The sequence below is a fragment of the Methylosinus sp. DMC45 genome, from assembly GCF_056313885.1.
Window position 1 is genome coordinate 79,733 of record NZ_JBQUZK010000033.1, and the last position, 14,615, is coordinate 94,347.

Below are 14,615 nucleotides of genomic sequence, written 5' to 3' on the forward strand. Positions count from 1 at the left end.
ATGCGCGCGCTCATCCTCGGCGCGGGGGCCGTCGGCGGCTATTATGGCGGACGGCTCGTCGAGGCGGGCGCGGATGTGACTTTTTTCGTGCGCGAGGCGCGGGCGCGGCTCCTCGCCGAGCACGGGCTGCGGATCGAGAGCGCGCTCGGCGGCGCGCGGCTCGATGTCAGAACGGCATGCGATCGACAGGCGCTCACGCCTTTCGATCTCGTGATCCTCTCCTGCAAGGCCTATGACCTCGACGATGCGCTGGAGACGATCGCCGGCGCCGTCGGACCGCAGACGGGCGTGCTGCCGCTGCTCAACGGGCTGGTCCATCTCGATCGCATAGCGGCGCGATTTCCGCGGGCGACAGTCTTCGGCGGCGTGGCGCGCATCAGCGCGACGCTCGGCGGCGATGGAATCGTGCGGCATTTCGGCGTGCTGAACCGCATCGATTTCGGCGCCCGCGACGGCGGCGCGGATGCTCGCCTCGAGGCGTTGCGCGACTTTTTCGCGCGGACGCCCGTCGATGCGCGGTATACCGCCGAGATAGAGCAGGAGCTGTGGGACAAATTCGTGTTTCTGGCGACGCTCGCCGGAATCACCACGCTCATGCGCGCGAGCGTCGGGACCGTGCTGGCGACGCCCGCCGGCGAAAGTCTGATCCTGCGCCTGCTCGCCGAATGCGAAGATATCGCGCGCGCCGAGGGCCATGCGCCGGCGCCGGAGAAATTCGCCGATTTCCGCGCCGAGCTGACGCGGCCGGGCTCGCCGCTCAAAGCCTCCATGCTGCGAGACATGGAGCGGGGCGGCTCGACGGAGGGCGAGCATATTCTCGGCGACATGCTGGCGCGAGCGCAGCGCGCCGGCGTCGCGGCGCCGGTGCTGGAGATCGCCGCCACCAATGTGCGCGCCTATGAGGCGAGCCGAGCGTCCGCCGGCTGACGGCACAAATTTCGCGTAAATCTCGGCCTGTTCGGCGAAAGGCGCCGCAGACCGGGGAATTGAGACATATGAGCGATCCGAGCGCGAGCCTCGCCAAGGCGGAAGAACAGGTGATCGCCGCCGCGCGGCGCAATTTCGACAGCTTCTTCCGTTGGGTCGCCTTCCTCGACGAGTCGATCAAAAAGGATATCGGGCCGAAATTCGGCGTCGAGCTGGCGCTGAAGGCGAGCGCCGTCGAGCAGAAGGTGATGGGCCTGCTCTTCGTCTCGCGCCCGCTGAAGGAGCCGCTGCCGCTGCCCTTCGAGATCGAGGGAACCTCGATCCGCTTCGGCCATCCGAAATTCGAGCGCGACGACGAGGCCACCGGCGAGAAGACGACGCGTTACGACGTCTCCACCATAGACGATGTGAACCGCATTCTGGGCGATGTGGTGCAGGACTTCATCGGCTGATCTGGGCCGGCGGGGGCCGGCCGGCCGCTCGATGGCATGTCGATTGCTATCTAATTCTGAGACAAGCAATCACGCGGGTCCTGGTTCTTTCGCCGGGATCCCGGCCTTTTGTCGGAGATCGGACATGCTGCCGCAAGTCGTCCTGGTCGATGGCGTCCCCAGATGCGTTATTCGCCCGACCGATCAAAAAGCGCTCGACCGCTTCGTGCGCAATAGCAGGAAATGGCTCCAGGCCGGCAACGCCGAAGCCAAATGCACCTACCGCCCGGCCGATGACACGGAGAGGGCCGTGTGGACGGACGCGTTCGAGCTGCACAAGGCCGCCGGCTCGGATGAGGAGAGCTTTTTCGGCATTCCCCTCGTCGGCGCCGCGGCATTGGCGGCGGCGCCGTCCGAATAGCGGGATTCCGACGATCTGATCGGTTCGCGTGGCGCTCGTCACATTCCTCGTCCCCGTTTGCCGTCGTTTGCAGGGAGAAGGAATGCGGCGAGCCGTGCGAACCGATCAGCCAGAAATCATAAGAGTTGCGCGACGCCGATATCCGCTCGATCGCCTCCTGCGGGGAAATCATCTAGAGAGAGATCGAACGGTCCGCGCAGCGCGAGACGAGCATGACTCGCCCGATCTATTAAGAGGGCGAGCTGGAGCATAGACGAGTGAGGCGTGGCGGTCGCTGTGTCGGCCATTTAGTCTCGAACCGGCTCATGCTACTGATCACTCGTAGCAGCTCAGGGCTTTCGGTTCATGTCCTTCTACAGATTCATTGCTCGCGCGGCGATGGGCACGGCGCTGTGTCTCGCCGCAGTCTTTCTCGGCGACCAAGTGATCGAGCGTCAGGCTTGCGCGGCTACTGGACAGCAGGCGTCGCAATTGCTCGACGCTTGCTCTCGCGTTCTTCTCGTCGGCGGTTTGGAAGCTTGGCCTTATATCAACCGTAGCATCGCATTTTTGCGTCTGCGCGAATTCGAGCGGGCGCTCGCGGACGCGCAGCGCGCGGTGGCGCTCGGCGGCGGTTATGAAGCCTATGTCGGCCTCGGCAATGTCCGTGCAAGTCTCGGAGACTTTCCTTCAGCGATAGCGGCGGCGACGAAAGCCATAGAAATCGACCCGAAGTCGAGCGTTGCTTTCTATAATCGTGCGAGCTACCGCTATTTGTCCGGGAGTCAGGCCTCGGCTCTCGCCGATTACGGCGCTGCAATCGCCGCGAGCGCGAACTACGACCCGCACATGCGAGGGGCGTCATTCAACCAGGCGGTCGATATGGGGCAACATGGCCCCGTCATTGCGGATATCAAGGTCGATCCACGGCTCGGGCTGGCCAGATACAATCGGAGCGTGATTTTTTTCGAACTTGGAGAATTCGTGCGCGCGATCGAAGACCTCGATGAAGTGATCAAGCTCAATGATCGATTTTCGCCAGCTCTTTCGTTGCGTGGCCGGGCCCACTTGAAAAAGGGGAATCTCGATATGGCGATCGGCGACTTCACCGAACTCGCCAAATCGACTCCCGCCGCAGGATATTTGTGGCGCGGTCGCGTTTTCGCGAAAAAAGGCGACTGGGATCGCGCGATCGCCGACTACGACCAAAGCGCGGCGGTCGAGGCGACCGCGGAAATCTTCGCATTGCGAGCGACGGCCTATTTGGAAAAACACGCGTTTGATCAGGCGATTATCGACTTCGGTGCGGCGCTGGAGAGGGAACCGAATCGCTTCGGCGCTCGTCTCGACCGAGGCGTCGCTCTCTATCGAAAAGGCGATTTCGCGCGCGCGATCGAAGATTTCGACAAGGCTCTGGAAATCGACCCGAAAAGCGCCGACGCGCTATACGATCGAGGATTGGCGCATGAGCGCCTGCGCCGAGCCGGGCGTGCGTTCGCTGATTACAGCGCGGCTCTCGCGCTCGATCGATCTTTGACCGGGGCCGAGGAAGGAATGCGTCGAACCCGTTCTCGACCTTGAGCTTTCGCTCGCGCGACCGAGAGGATGCGTTATTCGTCGCATTCTGCTAAACCCCCGGCCGCAATCGCCCTCGGCCCGGACATTCGATGAACATCTTCTCCGACTTCCACGTCGCCATCGCCGCCATTCTCGATTCGATCAAGGCCTCCGGCCGCCTGCCGGAGACGCTGGATTATTCGCGTTTCGTCGTGGAGCCGCCCAAGGACGCCACCCATGGCGATCTCGCCACCAATGCGGCCATGGTCTTCGCCAAGGAGGCCAAGGCCAATTTCGCCAATCCGCGCCAGCTCGCGGTGGAGATCGCGGCGGCGCTCGCCGATCTGCCCAATGTGGCCGAGGCCGAGGTGGCGGGGCCGGGCTTCATCAACATCCGCCTGAAGCCGAGCCTCTACGCCGACGTGCTGCGCGCCGTGCTGAACGACTGCGAAGCCTATGGAAGGCCGCAGGGCAGGGGAGCGCTCGCGGGCAAGATCAATGTCGAATATGTCTCGGCCAATCCGACCGGGCCGATGCATGTCGGCCATGGCCGCGGCGCGGTGTTCGGCGATGCGCTGGCCAATCTTCTGGCCTTCGCCGGCGCAGAGGTCACGCGCGAATATTACATCAATGACGCCGGCGCGCAGGTCGATGTTCTCGCCCGCTCGGCCTTCCTGCGCTATCGCGAGGCGCTCGGCGAGACGATCACTATTCCCGAGGGGCTCTATCCGGGCGATTATCTCAAAAGCGCCGGTGAAGCCATTGCGAAGCAATATGGCCGCGAGCTCTTGGACAAGAGCGAGAGCGAATGGCTGGAGCCGGTCAAGAGCGCGGCCATCGACGCCATGATGGCGATGATCCGCGACGATCTCGCCGCGCTCGACATCACCCATGAAGTCTTCTTCTCCGAGCGCACGCTGCATGAGAAGATCAATGGTCTGTCGCAGATCGACAAGGAGATAAACGAGCTGCGCGCGCGCGGCCTCGTTTATGATGGCCGCCTGCCGCCGCCCAAGGGCCAATTGCCGGATGATTGGGAAGATCGCGAGCAGACCTTGTTCCGCTCCACTGATTTCGGCGACGACGTCGATCGTCCGCTGAAGAAATCCGACGGCTCCAACACTTATTTCGCGGCCGATATCGCCTATCACAAATCCAAGATAGACCGCGGCTTCACGACTCTGGTCGACGTCTGGGGCGCCGATCACGGCGGCTATGTGAAGCGCATGACCGCCGCCGTCGCCGCGCTTTCGGACAATAAGGTCACGCTCGACGTGAAGCTCTGCCAGCTCGTCAAATTGATGCGCAATGGCGAGCCGGTGAAAATGTCGAAGCGCGCCGGCGATTTCGTCACTCTGCGCGAGGTGGTGGACGAAGTCGGCGTCGACGCCGTGCGTTTCATGATGCTCTATCGCAAGAATGACGCGCCGCTCGAATTCGATCTCGCCAAGGTCATCGAGCAGTCGAAGGACAATGCGGTCTTCTATGTGCAATACGCCCATGCGCGCGCCAAATCCGCCGTGCGTCAGGCGCTCGGCGCTTTTCCCGATCTCGACCTCTCGCCCAAGGCGCTCGCCGCCGCGCCGCTCGATCTGCTGCAGGACGAGGGAGAGATCGCGCTCGCCAAGGCGATTGCGCAATATCCGAGGTTGATCGAATCGGCCGCCACGGCGCATGAGCCGCACAGAATCGCCTTCTATCTCTACGATCTCGCCAGCGTCTTTCATTCGCATTGGAACAAAGGCAAAGATCGGCCACAATTACGCTTTGTTAATGCAGATGATAGAAATTCGACCTATGCGCGGATGGCGTTGGTCGTTTCTTTGACTTGCGTCCTGGCGTCGGGTTCGAGACTCCTAGGCGTGAGCGCCCCCGACGAGATGCGGTGATCGCGGCCGGCGCTTTGCATGAGCGTGGCGCGCGCTCGCGTCCGGGAATGGCGACGTTGCGTCCGTCGGGTAGTGAGCAGGAAGGTGCATCATGCGCGAGGCGACGGCCCGAGGGCCTTCCATCGACATCAGCGAATTCGAGCGGCGCCTGCGTGGCGGAGAGCCGCAGGAGAATCAGCCGGGCAGGGGCGAGGCGAAGACCGATCCGCTCGCCGAGCTGGCGCGTCTGCTGCACGGCGATGAAGCGGCCGCCGCGGCCGACCCTTACGGGCGAGTCTTCGCCGACCAGCAGCGCCGGGAGCCGTCCTTGAGCCAGAGAGACAGAGACGTTTTCGATACGGCCGAGCTGCGCGGCGCCTTGCCGCCGGTCTCGCCGTCGCAGAGGTCGCCTTCGCCCATGTCGCCGCCGCCGCTGTCGCCGGCCGCGCAGCAGCAATCGCAGCCCGACGATTATTACGCGGTGCGCTCGCCCGGCGAGGAGGGGCAGTGGGCGCATCAGGATCAGCAGGATTATCTCGACTATGGCGTCGAGGACGAGCCCTATGACGAGCCGCGCGAGCGGAGAGGCTTTTTCGGCGCGCTGCGCGATCGGCTGCGGCCCTGGCATGCGGTGGTCGCGCTCGCCGGCGTCGGCGCGGTGAGCGTCGGCCTCGCCTTGGGCCATCGCGGCGGCGTCGTGGCCCCGCAGGAGCTCGCCACCATCAAGGCGCCGGAAGGTCCGGCCAAGGTGCAGCCCTCCACCGTCGCCGAAGCCGCTGCGCCCCAGCGCGGCGCGGCCGTGCTCGATCGCAATCAGACCGCTCCGGTCAAGAAGGTCGTCTCCAAGCAGGAGCAGCCGGTCGATCCGGCGGCGGCGGTGCGCGTCGTCAAGCTCGGCGACGGACCGGTGGACGCGCCGCATGAGGCCGCCCCGTCCGGCGGCCCCAATAATCCCTATGGCGCCGAGCCGCGGCGGGTGAAGACCGTCTCGGTTCGACCCGACGGCACCGTCATCGATCATGACGCGCCGACGCCGGCGATCGCGCGTCCCGCCAATGTCGCGCCCCCGGCGCGGCCGCCGTCGCTCGCCACCCGGCCGACCGCCGTCGACGCCGCCGCCGAGCCGCCGACCGCGACGCCCAAGGGGCCGGCCAAGCCGGCGACGACGCCCAAGGTCGCGCAGCCGCCGCGCCCCACCAAGCCCGCCGCCCCGGCGGCCGCCGCTGTTCCCGAGCAGACCGCCGCCATAGAAACCGCGCAGCCGGAGGCCGCGACCGGCGGCAATGGCGGCTTCGCTGTGCAATTCGGCGCCGCCGGCTCCGAGGACGAGGCCCGTCGGCTGATGCAGACGGTGAACTCCAAATACAGCGCCCAGCTCGGCGGCAAGCGGCTCGGCTTCCGCCTCGCCAAGGTCGGCGAGAAGAGCGTCTATCGCGTCCGCGCCGCCGGCATGAGCCGCGAGGCCGCGGTCGGCGTCTGCGAGAAGGTCAAGGCCTCCGGCGGCTCCTGCTTCGTCGCCGCCAATTGATGGAGACAGCGGCTCCGTGACGCGCGCTTTCATCTGCGGCTGCGCCGGCCTCGCCCTCTCGCCGGAGGAGAAATCCTTCCTGCGCGAGGCGCAGCCGTGGGGCGCGATCCTGTTCAAGCGCAATGTCGCCTCGCGCGAGCAGGTTTTTGCCCTCACGGCGGAAATTCGCGATGCGCTGGGAACGGACGCCCCCATTCTCGTCGATCAGGAGGGCGGGCGCGTCCAGCGCCTCGGCCCGCCGGTCTGGCGCGCCTATCCCGCCGCCGCCGCCTTCGAGCGGCTGGGGCTCCGCGCCGAGGAGACCGCCGCTCTCGTCCGGCTCGGCGCGCGGCTGATCGCCCATGATCTGCGCGAGGTCGGCATTGACGTCGATTGCCTGCCGGTTCTCGACACGCCCGTGGACGGCTCCCACAATATCATCGGCGACCGCGCCTATAGCCGCGTTCCCACCGAGATCGCGCGGCTCGGCCGCGCCGCGGCGGAGGGTCTGCTCGACGGCGGCGTGCTGCCTGTCATCAAGCATATCCCCGGCCATGGGCGGGCGCGGGCGGACAGCCATCTCGAGCTGCCCGTTGTCGAGGCCTCCCGCGCCGAGCTGGAAGCGCAGGATTTCATTCCCTTCCGCGCCGACGCCGATCTGCCGCTCGGCATGACCGCCCATGTCGTCTATCGGGCCATCGATCCCGAGGCTCCGGGCACGCTCTCCAAGGCCGTCATAGAGGGGATCATTCGCGGCCTCATCGGCTTCGACGGCCTGCTGATGACCGACGATCTCTCGATGAAGGCGCTCTCCGGCGGCTTCCGCGCGCGCGCCGAGGGGGCTGTCGCCGCCGGCTGCGATGTGGTCCTGCATTGCAACGGCGATCTCGCCGAGGCTCGCGCCGTGGCGGAAGGGGCGGGCGATCTCGCCGGCCGGGCGCTGGAGCGGGCGCGCGTCGCCAAGGCGAAAATCGCCGCGCCGAAGGAATTCGATCCTGTGGACGGCGCCCTCCAGCTCGACGCGGCTCTTGCGGCCGGCGTCTGATCGGCCCAATCTCTCGCCTTCCCGATGGGCGGAGGCGTGAGACGACGCCGTGAGGCGAGATGGCGCAGGATTTGGCTTTCGACATTGCCGGAGAACATGAGCGCGCGGAGGCGGAGCCCGCCTTCCTCGTCGATGTCGACGGCTTCGAAGGCCCGCTGGACCTGCTGCTGGAGCTCGCCCGCCGGCAGAAGGTCGATCTCGCGCGCATTTCTATTCTTGCGCTGGCCGAGCAATATCTCGCCTTCGTCGAGGAGGCGCGGCGCGTCCGGCTGGAGCTCGCCGCCGATTATCTGGTGATGGCCGCCTGGCTCGCCTATCTGAAATCGCGCCTGCTGCTGCCGGAGCAGCCCAAGACGGGCGAGGAGCCCTCCGCGGCGGAGCTGGCCGCGGCGCTCGCCGATCGCCTGCGCCGGCTGGAGGCGATCCGCGCGGCCTCCGACAAGCTTCAGGAGCGCGCGCGGCTCGGCCGCGACATGTTCCTGCGCGGCGGGCCGGAGGGCATAGAGACCAAGACGAACTCGACCTTCACGGCAAGCCTCTATGATCTTCTGTCGGCCTACGCCCGCCAGCGGCAGAAGCAGGCGATCTCCAAGGTCACTCTGCGCCAGCGCAACGTCTGGTCGTTGGCCGAGGCGCGCGAGACGCTGGAGCGGCTCGCCGGAATCGCGGCCCAATGGACTGCGCTCGACGATTATCTGCTGGATTATTGTGTGGATATTCAAACCGCGCGCACCGTTCGCGCCTCGTCTTTTTCCGCTTCGCTGGAAATGGTGCGGGAAGGGCGGTTCGACATTCGCCAGGACCGCGCCTTCGCGCCGATCTGGCTGCGTCGGCGCGATACGGAACTGGACCGCGAGCCTTCGGGCTCTTTGAGCGAAGCCTCGGAGCCGTGAGCCAAAAGGGCTCATGATCCAAAGGCGAGGGAGAGAAATTTGGCGCGAGCCTTGCGACCCGTCGAGCTGTTCCAGGACGACGCCGCCCCCGATGAAGAGGCGGCGGCGCTGCGCGAGGCCTCGCGCATCGCCGAGGCGCTGCTTTTTGCGGCCAGCGAGCCGCTCGAGGAGACGGAGATCGCCCGCCGCCTGCCGGACGGTATGGACGTCGAGGCGGTGCTGACCAGGCTGAAGCAGGATTACGCCGACCGCGGCGTCACGCTGACGCGCGCCGGCCGCAAATGGTTCTTCCGCACCGCCGCCGATCTCGGCTGGGTGCTGGCGCGCGAGCAGGTGGAGCAGAAGAAGCTCTCCCGCGCCGCGCTGGAGACGCTCGCCATCGTCGCCTATCACCAGCCGGTGACGCGCGCCGAGATCGAGGACATAAGAGGCGTCGCCGTCGCCAAAGGCACGCTGGACGTGCTGCTGGAGACGGGCTGGATTCGCCTGCGCGGCCGTCGCCGCGCGCCGGGGCGTCCGCTCACCTATGGCACGACCGACAGCTTTCTCATGCAATTCGGCCTCGAGCAGATCGGCGATCTGCCCGGCCTCGACGAGCTGAAGGGCGCCGGCCTCTTCGACGGCCGCCTGCCCAAGGGCTTCGACGTGCCGCAGCCGACCGACGACGCCACGCTCAAGGAGGACGAGGATCCGCTGGAGGGCGACGCCGAGGCGGCGCTCGAGATGGATTTTCTGCAGGAGCCCGACGCGCCGGAGGAGCCGGAGCCGATCGAGGACTAGGGCGCTCTCGCCCCGTCTCGCGCGGGTCCGCCGAAATCCTACCTGAAGCGTCGGAGAATTCGCTCATCCAACTTGTTTTTGCGCGTCCGGCGTCCTAGGTTCCGAGAAGTTTCGGCCGGCCTCGCCGGTCCACGAAAGACGAGTGGGAGGTTCGCGCCATGGGCGGTCTGTCGATCTGGCATTGGATTATCGTCGGCGGCGTGGCCTTCATATTGTTCGGCGGCCGCTTCAAGATTTCCGACGTGATGGGCGACGTCGCCAAGGGCATAAAGGCCTTCAAGAAGGGCCTCGCCGAAGACGAGACCGAGGCCAAGGCCGAGGAGCCGGCGAAATCGCTGGAGCATCAGCCGCTCGCGAGCCAGACCACGCTGCACGCCGACAAGCCGGCCGAAGCGAAAAAGGCCTGACGCCACCCTTGTTTCGCCTGCCGCAGGCAGGCTCTCGAGAAGACCATGTTCGATCTCGATCCCGGAAAGCTGATCGTCATCGGCATCGTTGCGCTCGTCGCGATTCCGACCAAGGATCTGCCGCGCGTGTTGCGCCAGATCGGCCAGATCACCGGGCGCATGCGTCGCATGGCGTCCGAGTTCCAAGGCCAGTTCATGGATGCGATGCGCGAGGCCGATCTCGCCGAGGTTCAGAAAAATTTGAAGAGCGAGGTCGATTCGGCCTTTACGGGCGTCGGCGATGTCGCCTTCGATCCGCTCAAGCAGGCCCGCGAGCAGATCGTCGGCGCGATCGAAGGCCCGCCCGCTCCGCCGCAAGAGGGTGAGGCCAAGGCGGCCGAGAGCGACGTCGCCGCCGAGAGCGTCACGGCCGAGAGTCATGCGGCCGCGCCGGCGCCCGCCGTCGAAGCGCAGGCCGAGGTCCACGCCTCCAGCGAGCCGGCCGCGAGCGAGAGGGCGACCGCGAGCGGGGCCGAGACGACGCCCGAAAGCCAGCCGATATGACCGACGCCGATATCGACGCCACCAAGGCGCCGCTCCTCGAGCATCTGATGGAGCTGCGCGAGCGGCTCATCCGCGCGCTGATGGCGTTTCTGGGCGCCTTCATCCTGGCCTTCTTCTTCGCCAAGGACATTTATAATCTGCTGGTGGTCCCCTATACGATCGCCGTGGGTCCAGATGCGACGCTCATCTATACCGCGCCGCAGGAGTATTTCTTCACGCAGATCAAGGTGGCGATGTTCGCCGCCGCTTTCGTCTCCTGTCCGATCGTGTTCGGGCAAGTCTATGCTTTCGTCGCGCCCGGCCTCTACAAGCACGAGCGGGCCGCCTTTCGGCCCTATCTCTTCGCCACGCCCATTTTTTTCGCGCTCGGCGCATTGGTCGTCTATTTTCTCGTCATGCCCAATCTGCTGCATTTCTTCATCTCGATGCAGCAGGCCAACGAGCCCGGCAAGGCGAGGATCGAGCTGCTGCCGCGCGTCTCCGAATATCTCTCGCTGATCATGACGCTGGTGCTCGCCTTCGGCGTCGTCTTCCAGCTGCCGGTGGTGCTGACGCTGCTCGGTCAGATCGGCATCGTCTCCTCGCAATTCCTGGCCGAGAAGCGCCGCTATGCGATCGTCCTCGTCTTCATCGTGGCGGCGGTGCTGACGCCGCCGGACGTGTTCAGCCAGTTGGCGCTCGCGATACCGGGGCTGCTGCTCTACGAGGCGTCGATCATTTCCGTGCGCTGGATCGAGAAGAAGCGGGCGGCGGCCGAGGAACAGCAAGCCGCGGGTTGACCCTTCGTTCCGCTCGAGGGACAAGGGCCCTCATCCGACCCTCGCTGACGCGAGGGCCACCTTCTCCCGCAAGCGGGAGAAGGAATCGCGCCCCTGTTTCGCGCAACGTTGGCCGCTCCCTTCTCCCACTTGTGGGAGAAGGTGGCCCGGCGTAGCCGGGTCGGATGAGGGCACGCACCAGTCGGCGGATCGATTCTCATGCATGACATCAAATTCATTCGCGATAATGCGGAAGCTTTCGACAATGGCCGCCGCCGCCGCAATCTCCCGCCTTTGTCGGAAAGCCTCTTCGCGCTCGACGACGCCCGCCGCGCGGCGATCGCGGCCTTGCAGGCGGCGCAGGAGCGTCGCAACGCGGCCTCCAAGGAAATCGGCCTCGCCATGCGCGAGAAGGACGCCGCCCGCGCCGAGGCGCTGAAGGCGGAAGTCGCGAAGCTCAAGGAAGACTTCCCGCAGCTCGAGCAGGCCGAGCGCGAGGCGAGCGCCGCGCTCGACGAAGCGCTGTTGAAGATTCCCAACACGCCGCTCGAGCAAGTGCCGGAAGGCAAGGACGAGCACGACAATGTCGAGGTTCTGCTCTGGGGCGAGCCGCGCAAATTCGACTTTCCGCCGAAAGAGCATTTCGACATTGGCGAAGGCCTGAAGCTCATGGATTTCGAGAGCGCGGCGAAGCTTTCTGGCGCGCGCTTCGTCGTGAACAAAGGCGGGGTCGCTCGGCTGGAGCGCGCGCTCGCGCAATTCATGCTCGATCTGCATACGGATCAGCACGGCTATACCGAGGTCGCGCCGCCGCTGCTGGTGCGCGACGAGGCGATGGTCGGCACGGCGCAACTGCCGAAGTTTAGAGATGACCAGTTTAGCGCAGTGACTCATCATGCATTGCGACTCAACGAGATCGAACGCCTAGTCGCTAGATGGTTGCCGGAACTGGAACACACATTTCTAACGCAGATGGCCAACGCGGATGAACCCGCGCTGGCGTTTTTGATGGGGGGGCTAACAGACAAGTTCGAGGCGTTACAAAATTATGTTTCTAGTCTCAGCCAAGAAGCAAAAGAGATTAGGGAAAATCATCCTTCCATTTCCAAAAATCTTTGGCTCATCCCCACCGCCGAAGTCCCGCTCACCAATCTCGTCCGCGAATCCATCCTCGACGAATCGCAGCTGCCCCTGCGCTTCACCGCCGGCACTTATTGCTTCCGCGCCGAGGCGGGCGCGGCGGGGCGCGACACGCGCGGCATGATTCGGCAGCATCAGTTCTACAAGGTCGAGCTCGTCTCCATCACCACGCCCGAGCAATCGCTCGAGGAGCATGAGCGCATGACCGGCTGCGCCGAGAAAGTGCTGCAGCTGCTCGAGCTGCCCTATCGCAAGGTGACGCTCTGCACCGGCGACATGGGCTTCGCCTCGCAGAAAACCTATGACCTCGAGGTGTGGCTGCCGGGGCAGGGGAAATATCGCGAGATTTCCTCCTGCTCGGTCTGCGGCGATTTCCAGGCCCGGCGCATGAACGCGCGCTACCGTCCCGCCGAGGGCAAGGCGACGCGCTTCGTGCATACGCTCAACGGCTCCGGCGTCGCCGTCGGCCGCGCTTTGGTCGCGGTGCTGGAGAATTATCAGGAGGCGGACGGCTCCGTCACAGTGCCGACGGTCCTGCGCCCCTATATGGGTGGGCTGGAGCGAATCGCCGCGGCGCGGTAGCTGGGGCGTGACCCTTCTCCCGCGTGCGGGAGAAGGTGGCCCTCGCGTTAGCGAGGGTCGGATGAGGGTCCCTTCGCTTTGCGCATCGCTTCGTGTCCTTCGACTCACTGAAGGCATGGACCCTCATCCGACCCCGCTTCGCGGGGCCACCTTCTCCCACGAGTGGGAGAAGGACTTGCGCCCGCCGATTGCTATAGTCCTTCGAGAATGAGTGACGATGCGCATCCTCATCACCAATGACGACGGAATCCACGGCGCCGGCCTCGCGCTGGCCGAGCGCGTCGCGCGCAGCCTCACCGACGATGTCTTCGTCGTCGCGCCGGAGAGCGAGCAATCGGGCGTCGCGCATTCGCTCTCCATCAATGATCCGCTGCGTCTGCGTGAAATCTCCTCGCGGCATTTCGCCGTCAAAGGCACGCCGACCGATTGCGTCATCATGGGCGTGCGCAAGCTGCTCGCCGACAGACCGCCGAATCTCATTCTCTCCGGCGTCAATTCGGGCCAGAATCTCGCCGAGGACGTCAGCTATTCCGGCACCATCGCCGGCGCCATAGAGGGCACGCTGCTCGGCATTCCGTCCATCGCGCTGTCGCAGGTCTATGATTTCTTCGCCGGGCGGCGGCACATCCACTGGGATTGCGCCGAGACGCATGCGGCGGACGTCATTCGCAAGCTGGTCGCGGCCGGCATTCCGCCGGGCGTGCTGATGAATGTCAATTTCCCCAATTGCACGCCGCAAGAGGTGAAGGGCGTCGCCGTCACCATGCAGGGCCAGCGCTCCAATGATCTGATGCATATAGAGGATCGCAAGGACGGTCGCGGCATTCCCTATTATTGGATATGCTTTCGGCGCGGCAATTTCACGCCGGGGCCGGGCACCGACCTCGAGGCGGTGGAGGCGAATAAGATTTCGGTGACGCCCCTGCGCCTCGACTTCACCGACCATCCGACCTTGACGCGGCTCTCCGCCGCTTTCGAATAGGAGCCAAATGGAGGAGCGCGCGGACGAGGGACCATCGATCGAGGCTCGCGCGGCGCTTCTTCTGCAATTGCGGCGCGCCGGCGTGCGCGACCTCGCCATCATGCGCGCCTTCGAGACGATTCCGCGCGAGCTCTTCGCCCCGCATCGCTTCCGCGATCTCGCCGCCCGCGACATGTCGCTGCCGATCGGCTGCGGCCAGATCATGCCGGCCGCCGCCGCTCTCGCGCGCAGGCTCGAGGCGCTGCGAATCGAGCCGCATCATCGCGTGCTGGAAGTCGGGACGGGCTCCGGCTTCGGCGCGGCGGTGCTGTCGCGGCTCGCGCGCGAGGTGGTGACGATCGAGCGTTACGAGACCTTGGCGATAGAGGCGCGGCGACGCCTCGCCGAGCTCGGCTGCGCCAATGTCGAGGCGCTGTTCGGCGACGGGCTCGCCGCCGATGAGACGCGCGGATATTTCGACCGCATCATTCTCCATATGTCTTTTCGCGAGCAGCCGCCGCATGCGGTCATGGCCGCGCTCGCGCCTGGCGGGGCGGCGATCTTCGGACGCTATGCGCCGCCGGCTTCCGAGGATGCGCAGCCGTCGGAGCGGCTCTCGCTCTCGCATCGCGACGGCGAGGCGCTGTGGACGACGAGCGATCTTTGGCCCTGCCGGCTCGGCGCGGCGCTCAATGGGCGCGCGAAAGCTCTGTGAAGGCTCGAAATTTACCTAAAATCCGCGTCGCGTCGCTGAACCCGCATTCATCTTAAACGCTCCCTTAACCGGGCTGTGGCTAAATGACCACAGTGAGGATA

General features: G+C 65.5%; 15 protein-coding genes. All 15 read left to right on the top strand.

Going from position 1 to position 14,615, the window contains the following annotated elements:
• The 15 genes from ACT53T_RS07235 to ACT53T_RS07305 all read left to right on the top strand — a co-directional run bounded on the left by ACT53T_RS07235 (position 1) and on the right by ACT53T_RS07305 (position 14,514).
• Entirely contained in the window at positions 1-927 is a 927-nt protein-coding gene (locus ACT53T_RS07235; protein WP_476160703.1) for a ketopantoate reductase family protein, read from the top strand.
• Between the two features lie 68 nt (positions 928-995).
• Positions 996-1,379 (top strand): hypothetical protein, encoded by a 384-nt coding sequence (locus ACT53T_RS07240; protein ID WP_476160704.1) that lies wholly within the window; start codon positions 996-998, stop codon positions 1,377-1,379.
• A gap of 124 nt (positions 1,380-1,503) precedes the next feature.
• On the top strand, positions 1,504-1,779 hold the full coding sequence (locus ACT53T_RS07245) for a hypothetical protein (RefSeq protein WP_018265466.1): 276 nt from the start codon (positions 1,504-1,506) through the stop codon (positions 1,777-1,779).
• 345 nt (positions 1,780-2,124) lie between these two features.
• On the top strand, positions 2,125-3,339 hold the full coding sequence (locus ACT53T_RS07250; protein ID WP_476160705.1) for a tetratricopeptide repeat protein: 1,215 nt from the start codon (positions 2,125-2,127) through the stop codon (positions 3,337-3,339).
• Positions 3,340-3,425: 86 nt separating this feature from the next.
• The gene (gene argS / locus ACT53T_RS07255; protein ID WP_476160706.1) at positions 3,426-5,204 is read left to right on the top strand and encodes an arginine--tRNA ligase; all 1,779 of its coding nucleotides are present in this window, start codon (positions 3,426-3,428) and stop codon (positions 5,202-5,204) included.
• A gap of 91 nt (positions 5,205-5,295) precedes the next feature.
• Entirely contained in the window at positions 5,296-6,711 is a 1,416-nt protein-coding gene (locus ACT53T_RS07260) for an SPOR domain-containing protein (RefSeq protein ID WP_476160707.1), read from the top strand.
• 16 nt (positions 6,712-6,727) lie between these two features.
• Complete coding sequence (gene nagZ / locus ACT53T_RS07265) at positions 6,728-7,735, top strand: beta-N-acetylhexosaminidase (protein WP_476160708.1); 1,008 nt, start codon at positions 6,728-6,730, stop codon at positions 7,733-7,735.
• A gap of 59 nt (positions 7,736-7,794) precedes the next feature.
• Positions 7,795-8,628 carry a segregation and condensation protein A gene (locus ACT53T_RS07270; protein ID WP_036287349.1) on the top strand — a complete coding sequence of 278 codons (834 nt, stop codon included), beginning with the start codon at positions 7,795-7,797 and terminating at the stop codon, positions 8,626-8,628.
• 39 nt (positions 8,629-8,667) lie between these two features.
• On the top strand, positions 8,668-9,408 hold the full coding sequence (scpB, locus tag ACT53T_RS07275; RefSeq protein WP_476160709.1) for an SMC-Scp complex subunit ScpB: 741 nt from the start codon (positions 8,668-8,670) through the stop codon (positions 9,406-9,408).
• 158 nt (positions 9,409-9,566) lie between these two features.
• Complete coding sequence (locus ACT53T_RS07280) at positions 9,567-9,815, top strand: twin-arginine translocase TatA/TatE family subunit (RefSeq protein ID WP_400767923.1); 249 nt, start codon at positions 9,567-9,569, stop codon at positions 9,813-9,815.
• Between the two features lie 45 nt (positions 9,816-9,860).
• Positions 9,861-10,358 carry a Sec-independent protein translocase subunit TatA/TatB gene (locus ACT53T_RS07285; protein ID WP_476160710.1) on the top strand — a complete coding sequence of 166 codons (498 nt, stop codon included), beginning with the start codon at positions 9,861-9,863 and terminating at the stop codon, positions 10,356-10,358.
• On the top strand, positions 10,355-11,137 hold the full coding sequence (tatC, locus tag ACT53T_RS07290; RefSeq protein ID WP_476160711.1) for a twin-arginine translocase subunit TatC: 783 nt from the start codon (positions 10,355-10,357) through the stop codon (positions 11,135-11,137). The genes ACT53T_RS07285 and tatC overlap by 4 nt, the downstream gene beginning before the upstream one ends.
• A gap of 198 nt (positions 11,138-11,335) precedes the next feature.
• Positions 11,336-12,838: a serine--tRNA ligase gene (gene serS / locus ACT53T_RS07295; RefSeq protein ID WP_476160712.1), complete on the top strand. Its 1,503-nt coding sequence runs from the start codon at positions 11,336-11,338 to the stop codon at positions 12,836-12,838.
• Between the two features lie 217 nt (positions 12,839-13,055).
• Entirely contained in the window at positions 13,056-13,820 is a 765-nt protein-coding gene (gene surE, locus ACT53T_RS07300; RefSeq protein ID WP_476160829.1) for a 5'/3'-nucleotidase SurE, read from the top strand.
• A 7-nt stretch (positions 13,821-13,827) separates the two neighbouring features.
• Positions 13,828-14,514, top strand: coding sequence for a protein-L-isoaspartate O-methyltransferase family protein (locus ACT53T_RS07305; protein ID WP_476160713.1), 687 nt, complete (start codon positions 13,828-13,830; stop codon positions 14,512-14,514).
• Positions 14,515-14,615: the final 101 nt, after the last annotated feature.